The sequence below is a fragment of the Psychrobacter sp. N25K4-3-2 genome (assembly GCF_015351755.1).
Lineage (GTDB): Bacteria > Pseudomonadota > Gammaproteobacteria > Pseudomonadales > Moraxellaceae > Psychrobacter > Psychrobacter glaciei.
In genome coordinates, this window is record NZ_JADKLX010000002.1 from 422,269 (window position 1) to 439,580 (window position 17,312).

Below are 17,312 nucleotides of genomic sequence, written 5' to 3' on the forward strand. Positions count from 1 at the left end.
GGCACAGCAAGCAAGAAAAGTTTGTGCCAGTCACGCATCATCATGTCGTGTACCCATTTTATTTAGTATCGACCATATAGCCGTATTTTGATTAAAACCGATCTTCTATAACGTCAAGTAGCATACCTAAAAATATGAATCATAAAACCAGTGATAGCGTGAATAGCCGCCCTAATACTCATATTAATAACAAGGCTGACAATAGCACTGATGCCAGCCAAAGCAATTGGTATGCAAAACTGCATCCCATTGGCACCGCGCAGCAAACGACTAAACCAAAACGACTGCTGAATTTGAGTATTTTTTTTAGGATTTGGCTTGCGTTGGCGTTAGTATTGATTATCTGCGGTGTGGTCGCATTTACTCAACTGTTTGGTTATGTCAAACCGACGGCGCAGCAAGTCATCGAAGACACGTTATTAGATACCAGCAAATTGCTGGCGGCAAGTTTACAGATGCCACTGTCTTCAGGGCAGCTATACGATGATGCCTATCAAAGAAGACTTGATACGGCATTTATTGGCATGCCAGTAATTGGCGAAACTCAAGAGCCTGAGTATAAAAACAAAAATTATAGCAGCTTTCGGATATACGTAACGGATGATAAAGGCGTCGTCATATATGACTCTCTGCCTGAACCCGACAATGATGAAGGACGAGATTATAGTCGCTGGAACGATGTTTATTTAACGTTAAAAGGTGAATATGGTGCTAGAAGTACGACACGAGACCATAGTCAGCGCGATGGTACGGTCATGTATGTGGCGCAGCCAATAAAGAATAACGCTGGCAACCTGATTGGTATCGTCAGCGTCGGCAAGCCTGTCGCGAGCGTGTTGCCTTATTTGGACAATACGCGCAATCGCATGCTTATCACAGCACTGCTCATGAGTATTGCTGCCCTTATATTAGCAGGACTGGTCGCATGGTGGCTTAAGCAAAGCATCACCTTGGTTACCCAATATACCAGTGCGCTGGCAGAGGATACCAAAAAGCCCTATTTTTACTTAGGTCATGAGCTTAACAGCTTAACAAATACCATCGAATCCATGAAGCATCGGTTGGAAAATCGTGCCTATGTCACCGACTATGTCCATACCCTCACCCATGAGCTCAAAAGCCCCTTAACTGCTATCCGTGCCAGCAGTGAGTTGCTAGAAGACGACGGGCTTGATGAGGAAGACCGACAGATGCTCATCCAATCCATTGGTGAACAAAGTATCAAAATGCAGCAATTAATTGACCGTTTGCTATTACTTGCTAAGGTTGAACAACCGAGCTTTAAGCTGAATCGGCAGCTGACACCTCTACTACCGTTACTGCAAACCCTTGCAAAAGACAACACCGCTAAATTGCAACAGCAGCACCTAGCGCCTATCGGCATTTATCTTGATGATAAACGGGTTACTGAAACAGTGACTTTATCACCAGATATCTTGGCAAATACCAGCGTTTGCGCTGACCAGTTTTGGTTGGTACAGGTGCTGCAAAACGTATTGGATAACGCCATCCACTTTGCCGATAGTACAGTCGCTATTTATCTGCACAGCACCGCGCAAAACAATTCTGCGCGAACCGTAACTATCGATATATTTAATAATGGTAAATTATTACCTGATTACGCCGTTGGTAAAGTATTCGACCGTTATTTCAGTTTATCGCACCAGAGTCAATCTACTGATACTACATCAGAGCCTCTATCAATATTTTCAACAGAGAAAAGTTCAACTCCCGATACTGAGCAAACGCAGCCTAGCATGTCTGGTAATACGCCAAAAAAAGGGACGGGACTTGGCTTAACCTTGGTCAAGCAAGTTATTGAGCATCACGGCGGTCAGGTTGCTATTAGCAATATTCAAGCAAATAATGATGACAGTAGTAGCATTCTCACTGAAAATAATGCTGCTATTACGCAGTATTCAGGCGTGATGGTCAGTATTACCTTGCCTTTAGCTAAAGAATAAATGTTTGGCTAAAATAGACGCGCTCACTTTCTATACTCAGAAACAAAATGATTAATAACGACAATTCATTAAATTTCCATCGTTCCTACACAGGTTTTCTATCTGCTTGTTTTACGATAGCGTCATTCAAATTCGTTATCAAAACTAAGGATAGAAATGCTATGAAAAAATCTACTAATCAAAACCAAATGATAAAAAATTGCTTAGGCTACAATCGTCAGCATTGCGCACAGACTTTATCGAACCAAGGCATCGATAGTATCGAATTCGGCCATTGGTTGGCCATTCCTAGTCAGCAATTGCTACTAGTATTTCGCTATCAGCAGTGTGTGGCGGTTGATGATTATCAAGTAGCTGCTTAGAACTATTATTAAGGCTACGAAAAACTCATCCCAGTCGCACTGCATCTGTTTCAAAGTAAATCCACTACATTATTAGTTTGCTGATCGCGCCCTACCTGTTGAGTCACTCATTTTTAACCTTCCACAAAAAAACCCTTGGTTGTTTCTAATAAAATTATCAGAAACAATCAAGGGCTTAAATCTCTAGGATATAATTCGAAAAGCTACCCTAAGTAATCGACTCTACTGGCTGCATCACATCCGCGTTTTGACCGCGATGCCGCAGATAGTGATCCAATAAAACAATGGCTAGCATGGCTTCTGCAATGGGCGTGGCACGTACCCCAACGCAAGGGTCATGACGCCCTTTGGTGAGCATATCAACCGACTCCCCTTGCGTATTGATACTCTTGCCAGCCGTCGTAATGCTAGAGGTTGGCTTAAGTGCAATACTGACACGGATATCTTGTCCTGATGAGATACCCCCTAAGATGCCACCCGCATGATTGGCAGTAAAGCCATCTGGCGTCAGCTCATCACGAGAGCTATGACCAAACTGCCCTGCAACTGCCATACCATCACCAACCTCAACACCTTTGACGGCATTGATACTCATCATCGCATGAGCGATATCTGCATCGAGACGATCAAATACCGGCTCACCCAGTCCAACGGGTACACCGCTGGCGATAATATCTAAACGTGCGCCACAGCTAGTACCTTCACGGCGTAGGTTATCTATCAAAGTCTCAAAGCGACTGACAGCATCGGCATCCGCACAAAAGAACGGGTTACTATTTACAAAGTCCCAATCGATTTTGCTAGGTTCTAGGATATTGCTGTACTCATTGCCAATTTGCGTGACATGACCACGGACTTGCACACCCAGGCGTTCTTGTAGATATTTCTTAGCGATAGCACCTGCCGCCACACGCATCGCAGTCTCACGCGCTGAGGAGCGCCCGCCACCACGATAATCACGAAAACCATACTTCATACTATAAGTATAATCAGCGTGACCGGGACGGAAGGTATCTTTTATTTCGCTATAGTCTTTGGATTTTTGATTGGTATTACGAATCAGCAGGCCAATAGACGTGCCAGTTGTCTTACCCTCAAACACACCAGAGATAATCTCAACTTCGTCAGACTCGCGGCGCTGGGTCGAGTACTTAGACGTACCCGGTTTACGGCGATCTAGATCAATCTGCAAATCTTCTGCGGATAATGCTAAACCCGGTGGTACGCCATCGACGATTGCCATGAGACCAGCACCATGCGACTCACCGCACGTGGTAACCGTAAAAACCTGCCCAATACTATTGCCTGCCATATTTATCCTTAAACAAGTAAACGCAACTTATGCTAATTTGACCCATTATTTATAATTATTGACTGCCAGTCTAGACCTATTGATGACTGTCTAACATCTGCACAAAAGGAGCAAACAGCTGACGATGTGCCATTAGCTCATCATAGGTAATCGCAAACACCCCATGACCGCCATGAGCAAACTTCAACCAGTCAAACTGAATCTCAGGATAGGCTTGCTTTAGTGCCCATTCGCTATCGCCCACTTCACAGACAAGTAGACCTTCTGGGCTTAGGTAATCTGGTGCTTCAAAAAGAATGCGATGTACCAGATCCAGTCCATCTTGACCTGCCGCTAATGCGTGCTCAGGCTCATATAAGAATTCAGGCGGTAAATCTGCCATGATAGCAGCATCGACATACGGAGGATTGGTAACGATAAGCTCGTATTGATTTTCAGCAGGAATCTTGGCAAACAGATCCGACTCAATCACATTCACTTGATGACCAAGATCATGGTGATCTACATTGACCATCGCCACTTCAAGCGCACCTTTATCAATATCCACGGCATCGACCAATGCATCGACGAAACGTGTTGCAATCGCAATCGCAATACAACCAGAACCCGTGCATAAGTCTAAAACACGCTCAGGCTGTGATAGTTGCTTAATATCTAAACCATGATCGTAAAAAGCGGTTGCCTGATCGTTGACATTCATACCCAATGGCTTGGCCAGCTCATTGGTATCAAAGTACGGATGGAACTGCTGACGAATCAGCTCTGCCACAGGTGAACGCGGAATCAAAACTCGCTCATCGACATAAAAAGGCAAGTCACAAAAGTACGATAAATTAATCAAATAGCTCAAAGGCTTACGCTCAGCGATACGCTCTTCTAGCAAGCTCAGTACCACTTGCTTCTCTGATGTGGTCAACCGGCAGTCTAGGATCTGCTCATTCGCCGACCAATCTAACGACAAAGAATGCAATACTATCGCCGATGCTTCAGCAAACTCATCAGTCGTTCCTTGAGCCACGACCACATCATAATTACGAAGCTGAGTAACCGAAAAACGTATAAAATCGCGAATACTGACCAGCTGCTCGCGTGCTTCTTCGAGTTCTGCAGGCAAATTGGCAAATTGATCGTCTTCACCGAGAAGCCCAGTCTCTGAATCAAATACCATACCACCCTCTAGACCATCGTCGTTGAGGTACTGATTTTGAAACTCTTCTGCGCTCATTGTTTGGTCTTCTGACATATTGCACCTTGCTGGTTACATGTCCACTGACGACATGCGGGTAAGTTAAATTGCTCTTTATAATGAGCTGACTTATTAAATAAGAATCTAGCCAACCATTATAGACGCAAACGCTAGATAGCGCCAATCACTGTGCTTCTTAGTGTGAAAAAAACAGCATATATAACAAGTGACTTACGTTAAAATCCAGCAAAACTTCATACATACCATGGCTAAATTATTGCCCAACTGTAGTGAATACGTCAGCAGTTGACGTTTAGCACCCTACGGACATAAAAATATGTGTCAAAAGTTTGCGAAGCTTATTAATTATGCGCATAATAGCTTCATTAGTAGCAACCACAAGTAACTCAATATGATGAAAATAAAACCGCTTATTACTGCCATATCTATCGTTGTCGTTAGCGCCAGTGCTACTGCATTTGCTGCCACCGCTGACAGTACTCGCACATTGCCAGTACGCACCGCTGACTCAATGCCTAGTATCGCCAAGAAAGTCAGCCTTAATGTGCAAGAGAGTCGCGCTCCCGTCACTGCCGCAAAACCAGCTGACCGCATGACGCAATTGATTGATTCAAAGCAAAAGACTAAGCCGTCAGCGCCAGCAGCCACTGCTGATAACATGAGCGCAGAAGAGCTGACCCGTAAGGATGAGCAATCTGACAGAACTGATGATATGAGCGAAGGTCAGGCTGTTGCCGCCCCTAGCGATGTCTCGTCTATTGACTCATCTGACCCTTTAGCTTTTGAATTGCCTGACAGCGAAAAACGTCAAGACTTCAGTGATGACCCTACCATCAAAAACATCGAAGACAAAGATGGCAAAAGATATACCACACTAAACTTGTCCAACTACGCCACACAAGTTAACGATGCTGTTTGGTCACCAAGCATGAAGGTCAACTCAGCGATGACCATTAAGATGCAGGCATTGCTCGACTGGAACCATGCTTCTCCTGGTCCTATCGATGGCGGCTGGGGTATGAACAGCAAGAAAGCCCTGATTAATTTCCAAACCATGAAAGGCTTGCCAGCAACCGGAAAAATGGATCAAAAAACTTGGAATGCCTTGGTTAAAAATATCGCTGCTAATAAGCCGGTGCTAGTGACTTATACGCTGACTGAAGATGATATAAAAACCAACTTCGCGGCCACTCCTTCTGGTTCAGAAGCAAAGTCAAAAATGAAAGGCTTGTATTACCAAGATATCAAAGAGATGCTGGGTGAACGCTTCCACATGGACGTACGTTATTTAGACAAGCTCAATAAAAATAAAACGTATACCGCTGGTGAGACAATCACTGTATTGAACACTCGTGAAAAGCTCAATCAACGTATCAATCGCGTGGTTGCCAATAAAGCAGACAAAACGCTGTACGCTTACAATGATGATAAACTGGTTGCCACTTACCCAACGACTGTTGGTAGTGATGCCACACCATCACCAAAAGGTACATTTAAGATCATCAATAAAGTCAAAATGCCTTGGTATAAAGCAACCGTTGGCGAAGGTGCTCAAAAGAAAATCCATATGTTACCGCCAGGACCGAACAATCCAGTAGGTGTGGTATGGATGGGAATGTCTAAACCTTCTTATGGCTTACATGGCTCACCAGTACCTGAAGGTATCAGTCGCCAAGGGTCAGCAGGTTGTGTACGTTTGACCAACTGGGATGTGTTAGAGGTTTATGCCAATATCGAAAACGGCGCAACCGTTGTCCTCAACTAAACTGGCTTAACGATGAATGTACCACTCGTATTCGTCGATTGAATAAGCAATCAGAAATACTAAACAAAAAAGACCCTCTTGGTAGGGTCTTTTTTTATGGCTAAATTTCACCAAACACTGACACATTGTTCATAAATCAGCAGAAAAAATATCAATATAAAATATAGTCAAGGAATTTTAGAATCGCCCATCGTGCTGCGCCTTATACTTTGTAACCTTCCTCGTTACCAGTGATGCTGCCGACTTTTTTGGTGAAAAATAAGCCTGCAGGAATAGAGCACAAAATACCCGCTGCTACTGCCATTTGGATATGGGGTATCTCATTGAACCCTGTGACCAAGGCGCCAATCATAAAGACACCAATGGTAACTGTTGAGGCGATTGCATAGATGACAGAAAATAATGGCCAGTTCATAATTTATTCCTCATTTTTGTTGTGGATATAATACCTTTATACACTAAACCCACAAAAAAAGTAAGTATTTAATTAAAACCTTCAAGCCAGTTATATCGGGTGACCTAGCATAAAAACCCTAATATAATTAAGGATTTATCTACGATATTATTTATTGCAAGAAATAGCAAAATACATTGCTTTTATCAGCTATCAGTTGATTTCATATCTGCTTATTTCCCGCCTGCCTAGTCGTAAAAAACTTATACGCTTTTCTAAATTTATCATTACAATAGTGACTTTCTGTCATTCTCTAAGAAAGTTTTCCGCTATGACCTTATCTCATAAACAGTTACCTGTTGAGTCAGTAACGACAAAAGACGCCTCAGACGAGATTGACCTTCAACAGGCGTCAGAGTCTGTTGCTCATACAAATGTGACTGATGAAACTAAGGTCGATGCAACGTTGAGTCCAAATGATGAAATCGATACTCATAGGACTTTGGATAATAGAACCTTGGATAATGAAACTGTAAATAGTGAAGCTTTAAATAATGAAAATTCAAATAGTGAAAATTTAACCAAGCTTGAAAGCGACATTGAGCAAGACGGTATCGAGCAAAAAACCCTAGGTGCACAGCCTCCTGAAGCTAAAGTAACGATGGAATCGCTTGGACCGGATGTAGTGGTTGCGAGCGTTGAAACATCGGAACCAGAAACCCAAGCGTCTGCCGACATGGAAAAAACAGAAGTTGGCGTGTTAAATGCTGATAATGCAGAAAAGCAAGGTACTGAAAATGGTCAGGAGACGCTAGTCGATGAAGCCACAGTTGAAGCAGAAGATACTAACGATTCTGCGGTGCTGAATACTGCTAGCAAAGCCAGTCATAATGAACCGACAGCAGATGCAACTCATTCTAAGACAGACGAAAACATGTCTGTAGAAAATACGAATGTAGAAAACATCAATGACGCCAACGCTGAGCCAGATACAGATACAGATACAGATACAGATACAGATACTATGGTAAAGGCGCAAGATAGCGATGATGAGGAAGAGGACGAATTCAAAGAACAAAAAGAAGCCAAACTAGAGTCTTATAAGCAATTTGTCGCTGAGCAGTTTAACAATCAAAAGGTAGACTATCCAGAAGTACGCATCAGAATTGAAGCAAATGCGCTGCCCAGCAAAATGTATTTCATCATGAACATACTTTCTGCCATTATCGCCAGTTACGGGTTGGTGACCAATTCAGCCGCTGTCGTCATTGGTGCGATGTTGGTCGCCATGATGTTAGGTCCGATCACAGGAGTGGCGCTAGCGATTATCGACTACCGTGCGCCGCTGTTACGTAAGTCGCTTATTACGGTTATTGCTGGTATCTCACTGGTCGTATTGGTCGGTTTCGTCGTTGGTTGGCTGCACAAAGATCAACCGTTGACGACAGAGATATTATCGCGTACCCAACCCACTTCCATGGACTTAATGATTGCCTTAGCAGGTGGTACTGCTGGTGCTTATGCGATGGTGTCACCGCACTTATCAGTCGCCGTCGTGGGTGTGGCAGTCGCCACGGCCTTAGTGCCACCTCTTGCCGCCAGTGGTATTTTATTTGCTAATAATGAGATTCAGCTTGGCTTTGGCGCCCTACTCTTAGCCATTACCAACATTATTGCGATCCAATTTACCAATGCGCTTGTGTTGTGGGTTTTAGGTTTTCGCCGTTTGGTGAAGGACGATTATAAATCCAATACTTATCTGACTTTTTTGCAACGTAATGCCGTGACTTTGCTGTTGTTAGCAGGATTGGGTACTTATCTGACTATCAATCTACAAACCAATGCCAAGCAACAAGTCTTTGAGAGCAGTGTCAAAGAGGCGATCAATAGCTACTTTATTGACAAAGGTAATGTACTGACCAATACCCAGTTCGATACGGCGGAAAAAAACCAGATCGTTCGTGCTGTTATTCGCGGTGAGACCACTCCTAGCTCTTACGATGTCCGCCAAATTGAAGCCGCTATTACCCAAGACATGGCGGAAAACTTCCCTGATTATTTACCGATCAAAATACAATTACGTTACTTGCCAGTGCAAGTTATTGAATCGGATCCATTGATACAAGACAAACTCGACAAGACCGATGCGGCGATTTTGACCAATTAGCTTTTATACGCTACCAAAACCATTGACTATCTAGAGACGCAGAATAACGCAGCAGTTGTAACTCTTGTACCAAGAGCTTAGGCGTTTGTGCTAAAATCGCTTGCAAAATTATTTAATCCTTTTTTATATTAAAGCCATCTTTAATCCCATCCGTCAGTAAGGAGCCGCTGTGAGCCAGCCATTTCGCTCAGCCGATATTCGTCAAGCTTTTATCGATTTTTTTATAAGCAAGCAGCATACCCCTGTTTCTTCGTCTAGTTTGATTCCACATAATGACCCGACATTGCTGTTTACCAATGCCGGTATGAATCAGTTTAAAGAAACCTTTTTAGGTATGGAACCACGTGACTATACACGTGCGGTGACCTCGCAAAAGTGCGTACGTGCTGGCGGTAAACACAATGATTTGGATAATGTCGGCTATACCGCCCGTCATCATACTTTCTTTGAAATGCTTGGCAACTTCTCCTTTGGTGATTATTTCAAGCAAGCAGGTATTGAATACATTTGGGAGTTTTTGACGTCAGATAAATGGCTAGCGATTGATAAAGACCGCTTGTATGTCACCATCTATGAAACCGATGACGAAGCCTTTGATATTTGGAATAAGAACATCGGTATTCCAAGTGAGCGCATTATCCGTATTGGCGATAATAAAGGCGCGCCTTATGCCTCTGATAACTTTTGGACGATGGGCGACACGGGTCCTTGCGGCCCTTGTACCGAAGTCTTTTATGACCACGGTGCCGATATCGAAGGTGGCTTGCCTGGCACGCCTGAAGAAGATGGCGATCGCTATATCGAGATTTGGAACTGCGTATTTATGCAGTTTAACCGTCAAAAGGACGGTACATTGTTACCGCTACCAGCCCCAAGTGTCGATACGGGCATGGGACTTGAGCGTATTAGTGCCATCATGCAAGGCGTGCATGGCAACTATGAGATAGATTTATTCACTCATTTGATGGATGCTGCTGCTGAGATTTTAGAGATTGATAATGAACAGCAATCATCCTTAAAAGTCATCGCAGATCATATCCGTGCCGTGTCATTCTTAATCGCTGATGGCGTCATGCCAAGCAACGAAGGGCGTGGCTATGTGCTGCGCCGCGTGATTCGCCGCGCGGTACGTCATGGCAATAAGCTGGGCGCTGATAGTGACTTTTTCTACAAGATGGTCGCGCCACTCGTGGCTGAAATGGGCACAGCCTACCCTGAGCTAAAAGACAAACAAAGCGTCATCGAAAACGCCATTCAAAAAGAAGAAGCACAGTTTGCTAAAACCTTGGCGCAAGGTCTGCGTTTGCTTGCCAGCGAACTTGAAGGGTTACAAGATGGCGATACGCTCTCTGGTGAAGCAGCCTTTAAGCTCTATGATACGTATGGCTTCCCGCTTGATTTGACTGCCGATATCACTCGTGAGCGTGGTATTGCTATTGATGAAACGGAATTTGACGAGCATATGCAAGCGCAACGTGAGCGTGCGCGTGATGCTGGCAAATTCGATGTCGATTACAGCAGCGTTATCCAAGTAGAGACGCCAACGACATTCATCGGCTATGAGCAGCTTGAAGAGAATGGCGTAACTATTGACGCGCTTTATCAAGACGGCAATCCAGCAGATAGTTTGACGGAAGGTATGGAAGGCGTTGTGGTACTTGATCGCACACCATTTTATGCTGAAGGTGGTGGTCAAGTGGGTGAGCTTGGTGAAATCCGCACTGCATCAGGGGTCTTTGAAGTACAAGATACCAAAAAATCGGGGCAAGCCATCATTCACTATGGTGTTGTGACCATGGGCGACATTAGCACTAAGCAAACCGCTGAAGCACAAGTACTCTCTAGCATCCGTGCAGCCAGTGCCAAAAACCACTCCGCCACACATCTATTGCATGCAGCGCTAAGAGAAGTATTGGGCGACGCGGTCACGCAAAAAGGCTCATTGGTTTCAAGCGAAGTCTTACGTTTTGACTTCTCTTATGACAAGCCCGTTAGTACTGCTGAAATCAGCCGTATCGAACGTCTCGTCAATGAACAAATCCAAGCCAACACTCCTGCCCGTATTGAGAATATGTCGATTGATGACGCCATGAAAAACGGTGCAATGGCATTATTTGGCGAAAAGTACGGCAGTGACGTTCGCGTACTGACTATGGGTACAGACACTATCGTTGATGGTCAACGCAAGCCCTTCTCTATCGAGCTATGTGGTGGGTTGCATGTACAGCGTACTGGTGATATCGGTGTGCTTAAAATTACTAGCGAATCAGGTATTGCAGCTGGTATCCGCCGTATTGAAGCCGTCACTGGCATGAATGCGGTCAAAAACATTCAGCAAAGTGAACAGCAATTGAGCGAGCTTGCCAGTCAGCTTAAAGTAAAACGCCCTGAGGTCGCCCAGCGTGTCCGTACCATGGCAGATAAGCAACGTGATCTAGAAAAACAACTAGAGCGTTTGCAGCAAAAAATAGCCAGCGCCCAAGCTGCCAACTTACTCGACGACGTACAGACTATCGCAGGTACGCCAGTTCTTATCAGTACCTTAAGCGGTGTTGATGGCAAATCGATTCGTACGCTGATGGACGATATCAAGTCAAAACTGCCTGATAGCGTCATTGTATTAATTGGTGACAAAGATGACCAGTTAGCGCTAGCAGCTAGCGTAGCGAAGTCTGTCACTGCTAAAGTGAAAGCCGGTGACATCATTCGTCATTTGGCAGGTGAGCTTGGCGGTAAAGGCGGTGGTAAGCCTGACTACGCACAAGGCGGCGCACCGAAATCTAGTAACAGTGCAGCGGTTATCAATGCGCTACCTGCTTGGATTGAAGCCCAGCTTAGCTAAGCTAGCAAAAACACGGAGCTTCACTCTGGTCTATAACGCATAGAATACGTGATTGGTTATAACCATTATAACCAATCGCCATATATCTAAGCAGTACTGAGACTTAAAGTTACGCTGTAGATATGGTATAAAGGTCGACGTTTGAAGATATTACTCATTCACTGAGGTTGAAGCAAATACCACTATGTGAATGAAAGACATAGGGCGTAACTCTTATAATCTGGCTTTATCTATATAAACATTGACGAGTATCATGTTGACTCTTATCGATGATAATAAAAGGTCATTATTGAATAATAGGTAGATTTTTATGGCGTTAATAGTACAGAAGTATGGCGGCACCTCGATGGGCAGTATCGACCGCATCAAAAACGTCGCGAAACGAGTCAAACGCTGGCATGACAATGGTCATCAAGTGGTTGTCGTGGTCTCTGCCATGAGTGGCGAAACCAACCGTTTGATTGATCTGGCCCGCCAAATTAGCTCTCAGCCTGACCCTCGTGAATACGATCAAATGGTCTCAACGGGTGAGCAGGTTTCTATCTCACTGCTGGCCATGGCGATTAAAGAGCTTGGTATTGGCGCCCGTTCATTTACTGGTCGTCAAGTGCCGATCAGAACCGATAGCTCGCACAATAAAGCGCGTATCGAAAGTATCGACGACAAAAACATACGCGAGCAGCTGGATGCTGGCAATATCGTCATTGTGGCAGGCTTTCAAGGTATCGACGACGAAGGCAATGCAACCACACTCGGGCGCGGCGGCTCTGATACGACAGGCGTTGCGATTGCAGCGGCTTTGGGTGCTGATGAGTGTCAGATTTATACCGACGTCGATGGCGTCTATACCACTGATCCACGCGTTACCTCAAAAGCCAAAAAGCTTGAAAAAATCACCTTTGAAGAAATGCTTGAGATGGCAAGTCTTGGCTCTAAAATTCTACAGATTCGTTCGGTAGAATTCGCTGGTAAGTACGGCGTGCCACTGCGTGTACTCTCTAGCTTTGATGAAAATACTGACGGCAGCTTTGACCAAGAGTTTCAAGACAACGTGGGCACCCTAATTACGATAGACGAAGGAGACAATATGGAACAGGCAATCATCTCAGGTATCGCGTTCAATAGAGACGAAGCAAAAATATTAGTACGCGGCGTGCCTGACCACCCTGGCATCGCTTCTGCTATCTTAAGCCCAATTGGTCGTGCCAATATCGAAATCGATATGATCGTCCAAAACCTTTCGGATAATGGTACCACCGACTTTACCTTCACGGTTAATCGCACTGACTTAGACAAGACGCTAAAAGTGCTTAATGAAGAAGTCAAAAATGAGATTGGCGCCAAAGAAATATCAGGTAACAGCGAAGTTGTTAAAGTTTCCTTAGTTGGCGTTGGCATGCGCTCACACGCAGGTGTTGCCAGCCTAATGTTCCAAACCTTAGCCGAAAACAACATCAATATTCAAATGATATCGACCAGCGAAATCAAAGTATCTGTGCTGATTCAAGACCAACACTTGGAAAAAGCCGTTAAGTCATTACACACCGCATTTGGCCTTGATCGTGAAGACGGTGAAAGCAAAATCGCTGGACTATAAATGCTATAACGAGCATATGCCAGAGTTAATAGTTATCAATTAAATAGGGTCTTATTAGATCCTATTTTTATTTTTTATTATTGCTCTGGTTCGTATATAGCTAATAGTTTTGTGAAAACCCGTGACAGTATCTGTTATGCCCCCTATAATGGGGCTTTCATTTGGGCTAAATGAATCTACCTATCATTACCGCTATTCGCCTAACTTTAGACATAGTAGCTTGTAAGTTAAATACAAGAGATGTCTAGTGCGATGGTAATGTCCTGCAATTGAGATGTAATCTGATGAGTAATAATCTGTTGATGCGACATAAGGAGTGTGACGCATGTTAATTTTGACACGCCGCGTGGGCGAAACGTTAATGATTGGCGACGAGGTCAGTGTGACTGTCTTGGGCGTTAAAGGCAATCAGGTGCGTATCGGTGTTAATGCACCAAAAGACATTGCCGTACACCGCGAAGAAATTTATCAACGTATTCAGCATGAGCGTTCTGTACAGTCGCAAATGCAGCATCTTGAGCAAGGCAGTTTTGCGCCTTCATTTGATGACGAAGACTATTTCAATCGCTAAGCTATAACAGTTAACGCTTAATCAATAATTATTATTGAATATATATAAGCATTATATTTTTATAAGCAGTGTACACAAATACTGTATTTTTTAATCTGCTCTGAGGTCATTTATTTATGAGTATCCGCCAATCAGATGTATCGGCTCTACTTAATGGTTTAAATAAAAAAGCCATTGGATTCAATGATGTCATCAGTTTTATTGATGATTTTTATCGCTATGCGCCCGCTCCTTTCGTTAATGGTATGGTGCATAATGCAGCGGGTGAAAATGAAGGTAGTGCGAAGATTTTTGGTTTTGCTAAGCACCATGGTCTGAATCAGTTGGACACGCTAAAGCTATTCGGCGAGCACTATGCCAAGGTTCAAGCGACGCCTAACGGTACTGACCACGCCAATATCCGCAACTTTTTACATTGGGGTTGGCAAGGGTTTTTGATGCAAAAAAATCCACTGACCGTTCGCCCTAGTGTTGATACCACTGCACTTTAATTATTTTTAAGCATGCAAAAAAGCCACGCTATTATATAGCGTGGCTTTTTTATTGAGCGACTACTGCTGTGATTAGCCATACTCTTGCTTATTTATCATTATCACAAAACTTATTTATCAAGAAATTTAACTGGCTGGATAGCACCTTTAGGATTGGGCATATTAGGATAATGATGCTCGTGCTCCACATCACATTCAGCGCCGACGATGGAGCCATTGTCTTTTACGGGTTTATGAATATAACCGGTACGCTCGGCAGCAGGTAGATGCTCATGTTCCCAAACCATCACTGCTTGCATACAGGTGTCGCGCTGCTCAGCCGTTAATTTTCGACCATCCGGCCATTTGCCAAGCTCAATAGCCATACGAAATTTATCGACCATGTCAGGCGTTAGTGTTGCTAATATTGTTTGCTTGTCCATCTTACTCTCCGCTACTATTTTTTATACGACAACTGCTTTTATTCATCATCCATAATATCATCATCGATATCAAGACTGAATTCTTCGGCATGGACATTCCAGTGTAATTTGGTACGGCAGGCTTCATAAAAATCAAACCCTGGTGGATGCAGTAGCGTCAGCTTATCAGGGTGCTTACGAATATAAAGCCGCTGCTCTTGATCGAGCGGTATGCTGGGTTTGCCATCTGCACTAACCATCGGTTGCGTGCGATTGTCCTCATGGATACGAATACAAACTTCGCTATTACCACTGACCACAATTGGACGGCTAGATAAGGTATGCGGATGCATGGGCACTAAACATATCGCATCCATACTCGGATGGATAATAGGCCCACCACCAGAGAGTGCATAGGCTGTCGAGCCAGTAGGCGTCGCAACAATCAAGCCGTCGCTGTGTTGCCTATAGACATCATGACCATCAATTTTCAGTTGAAAATCAATCATATGTACCGACTTACCCGCATGCAATACGATATCATTGAGCGCCATATCTTCATGGATGATGTTGCGCCCTTCTCGTATCTCCATCGTCAGTAGAAACCGATGATCCAACTGATAATCGCCCATCAATACTTGACGCAATTTAAAAGCAGCTTCATCAGGTTTGACATCGGCCAAAAAGCCAAGGCGACCACGGTTGACACCCAACACAGGTACGCGATAACGTGCTAGTGCTTCAGCAGCATGCAATATAGAGCCATCACCACCGACGACGATGACCAAATCACAAATCTCACCAATCAAGCTACGCTTAACGATTTTGACTTTTTCGATCTCAGTGAGATCCAATGTTGGTAGATGGGCAGTTTGCATGTCCATTATCAAGGTGAGATTCATCTCATTGATCGTTTGGGCAATCTGCACCAGACTTTGGGTGACGCTGCGCTTGCCTGCGCGCCCCATTAGCCCAATACGCCGAAACGCAGGGTTTTTGATGGCGTGGAACAGCTCTGATTCATGTAAATGTGGCAATCTTTCGGACTGCGCGGAGTTTTCCATAAAACGACTCGGAATAACGGTAAAGTACAGAGTAATGATAGCGATAAATGAGCGCTTAAACTAGCATGTTTTATCAATTATCGTTGTTAACTGTCGTAATCGACCCCATATATCTACCATTACACGCCCCTTTATAGCGTGTTTACAGCGCTACTGAGCATCAATGCCTATCAAACACAAATAAGTCATACTATGGCTGCATCAGGCCTCGACAGCCGTCACGCAAACACAGTTGACAATAACCGAGCTTTTGCTAAAGTAGCAGTAATTTATATCATTTTTAATTAAGGACATATGTATGGCCAATCCTATTGTCAGTCGCGCAGAGCTTGCGATCGGCGGTCAGCCGATGACCGTCAAAGGTGTCATCCAAAAGACCAGCTTGTTGCTTGGTTTATCTGCTATCACTGGTATCGGCTTTTTCTTTTATGCGCTAATGGCAGGTCTATCACAAAGCTTTATTACCATGGCAGCCTTCGGTAGTATGTTTGCCGCTTTTGGTCTCGCGATCTTTATCACTTTTAAACCGCAAAAGGCCAAAACCTTTGCCGTCCCTTATGCACTCTTAGAAGGTATCTTCTTAGGCGGCATCTCGCTGTTCTTTATGAGAATGTATCCAAGCGTGCCAGTGACTGCAATGTGTGCAACCTTCGTGACAGCAGCCGTTATGCTAGGGCTATATCGCTCTGGTCTCGTTAAGGTAACGCAGAAATTCCGCTCTATCGTCACCTCAGCGCTTATTGCCATCATGCTCGTTTATGTTGCGCAATGGGTTCTTTCTTTAGCGTTCGGTTCAAGCTTACCTTTCTTATTTGAAGGTGGCGTTATCGCTATTGGCTTCAGTTTGTTCGTGATTGTTATCGCTTCTTTTACGCTATTACTTGATTTTGATAACATTGATCGCGGCGTAGCAGCTGGTATTTCTGAAGACTACGAGTGGTTATTTAGTATCGGTATTCTTGCGACGCTAGTATGGATGTATATCGAATTTATGCGTCTGCTCAGCTACCTACAAGACTAATATAAACTCGTCTAATAAAATTGTACGTAAAATAAAAAACCGTCTTTTGCTAAAGGCGGTTTTTTTATGGGTGAAACTAAAGTAAATACTATTTATAGAATGCTAAGCAAGTGTGACGTAGCCCATCATCTTTTTAGGATTAATACTAGGGTCT

13 protein-coding genes and 1 pseudogene are annotated in these 17,312 nt (G+C 44.0%); 9 read left to right on the forward strand and 5 right to left on the reverse strand.

Annotated features, from left to right (window positions below; translation table 11 throughout):
* Positions 1-134 precede the first annotated feature (134 nt).
* Both creC and IOD06_RS06790 read left to right on the forward strand, forming a co-directional pair.
* Complete coding sequence (gene creC / locus IOD06_RS06785) at positions 135-1,964, forward strand: two-component system sensor histidine kinase CreC (protein ID WP_194620130.1); 1,830 nt, start codon at positions 135-137, stop codon at positions 1,962-1,964.
* Between the two features lie 161 nt (positions 1,965-2,125).
* Entirely contained in the window at positions 2,126-2,326 is a 201-nt protein-coding gene (locus tag IOD06_RS06790) for a hypothetical protein (protein ID WP_194620132.1), read from the forward strand.
* Positions 2,327-2,534: 208 nt separating this feature from the next.
* Here IOD06_RS06790 and aroC read toward each other — a convergent pair whose 3' ends face one another.
* Both aroC and prmB read right to left on the reverse strand, forming a co-directional pair.
* Entirely contained in the window at positions 2,535-3,638 is a 1,104-nt protein-coding gene (aroC, locus tag IOD06_RS06795) for a chorismate synthase (RefSeq protein ID WP_194620134.1), read from the reverse strand.
* Positions 3,639-3,714: 76 nt separating this feature from the next.
* A complete protein-coding gene (gene prmB / locus IOD06_RS06800; protein WP_194620136.1) occupies positions 3,715-4,881 on the reverse strand; it encodes a 50S ribosomal protein L3 N(5)-glutamine methyltransferase in 1,167 nt (388 codons plus the stop codon).
* Positions 4,882-5,236: 355 nt separating this feature from the next.
* Here prmB and IOD06_RS06805 point away from each other — a divergent pair, with 355 nt between their 5' ends.
* Positions 5,237-6,610 (forward strand): L,D-transpeptidase family protein, encoded by a 1,374-nt coding sequence (locus IOD06_RS06805; RefSeq protein ID WP_227669941.1) that lies wholly within the window; start codon positions 5,237-5,239, stop codon positions 6,608-6,610.
* A gap of 202 nt (positions 6,611-6,812) precedes the next feature.
* Here IOD06_RS06805 and IOD06_RS06810 read toward each other — a convergent pair whose 3' ends face one another.
* On the reverse strand, positions 6,813-7,025 hold the full coding sequence (locus tag IOD06_RS06810; RefSeq protein ID WP_189584363.1) for a hypothetical protein: 213 nt from the start codon (positions 7,023-7,025) through the stop codon (positions 6,813-6,815).
* A gap of 310 nt (positions 7,026-7,335) precedes the next feature.
* On the opposite strand from IOD06_RS06810, the gene IOD06_RS06815 reads away from it, so the two are divergent.
* From IOD06_RS06815 to IOD06_RS06835, 5 genes and pseudogenes are all read left to right on the forward strand, one after another.
* Positions 7,336-9,171, forward strand: a complete 1,836-nt coding sequence (locus IOD06_RS06815; RefSeq protein WP_194620137.1) for a DUF389 domain-containing protein — start codon at positions 7,336-7,338, stop codon at positions 9,169-9,171.
* A gap of 169 nt (positions 9,172-9,340) precedes the next feature.
* The gene (gene alaS / locus IOD06_RS06820; protein WP_194620138.1) at positions 9,341-12,013 is read left to right on the forward strand and encodes an alanine--tRNA ligase; all 2,673 of its coding nucleotides are present in this window, start codon (positions 9,341-9,343) and stop codon (positions 12,011-12,013) included.
* 310 nt (positions 12,014-12,323) lie between these two features.
* Positions 12,324-13,610, forward strand: a complete 1,287-nt coding sequence (locus tag IOD06_RS06825) for an aspartate kinase (RefSeq protein ID WP_189584354.1) — start codon at positions 12,324-12,326, stop codon at positions 13,608-13,610.
* A 325-nt stretch (positions 13,611-13,935) separates the two neighbouring features.
* Positions 13,936-14,103, forward strand: a pseudogene (gene csrA, locus IOD06_RS06830) (carbon storage regulator CsrA); the annotation flags it as partial.
* 194 nt (positions 14,104-14,297) lie between these two features.
* On the forward strand, positions 14,298-14,672 hold the full coding sequence (locus IOD06_RS06835) for a HopJ type III effector protein (protein ID WP_010199421.1): 375 nt from the start codon (positions 14,298-14,300) through the stop codon (positions 14,670-14,672).
* A gap of 110 nt (positions 14,673-14,782) precedes the next feature.
* Here IOD06_RS06835 and IOD06_RS06840 read toward each other — a convergent pair whose 3' ends face one another.
* Positions 14,783-15,094, reverse strand: coding sequence for a YeaC family protein (locus IOD06_RS06840; RefSeq protein WP_010199419.1), 312 nt, complete (start codon positions 15,092-15,094; stop codon positions 14,783-14,785).
* Positions 15,095-15,132: 38 nt separating this feature from the next.
* Positions 15,133-16,137, reverse strand: coding sequence for an NAD(+) kinase (locus IOD06_RS06845; protein WP_010199415.1), 1,005 nt, complete (start codon positions 16,135-16,137; stop codon positions 15,133-15,135).
* Positions 16,138-16,435: 298 nt separating this feature from the next.
* On the opposite strand from IOD06_RS06845, the gene IOD06_RS06850 reads away from it, so the two are divergent.
* Positions 16,436-17,158, forward strand: coding sequence for a Bax inhibitor-1/YccA family protein (locus IOD06_RS06850; RefSeq protein ID WP_010199412.1), 723 nt, complete (start codon positions 16,436-16,438; stop codon positions 17,156-17,158).
* The last annotated feature ends 154 nt before the right edge of the window (positions 17,159-17,312 follow it).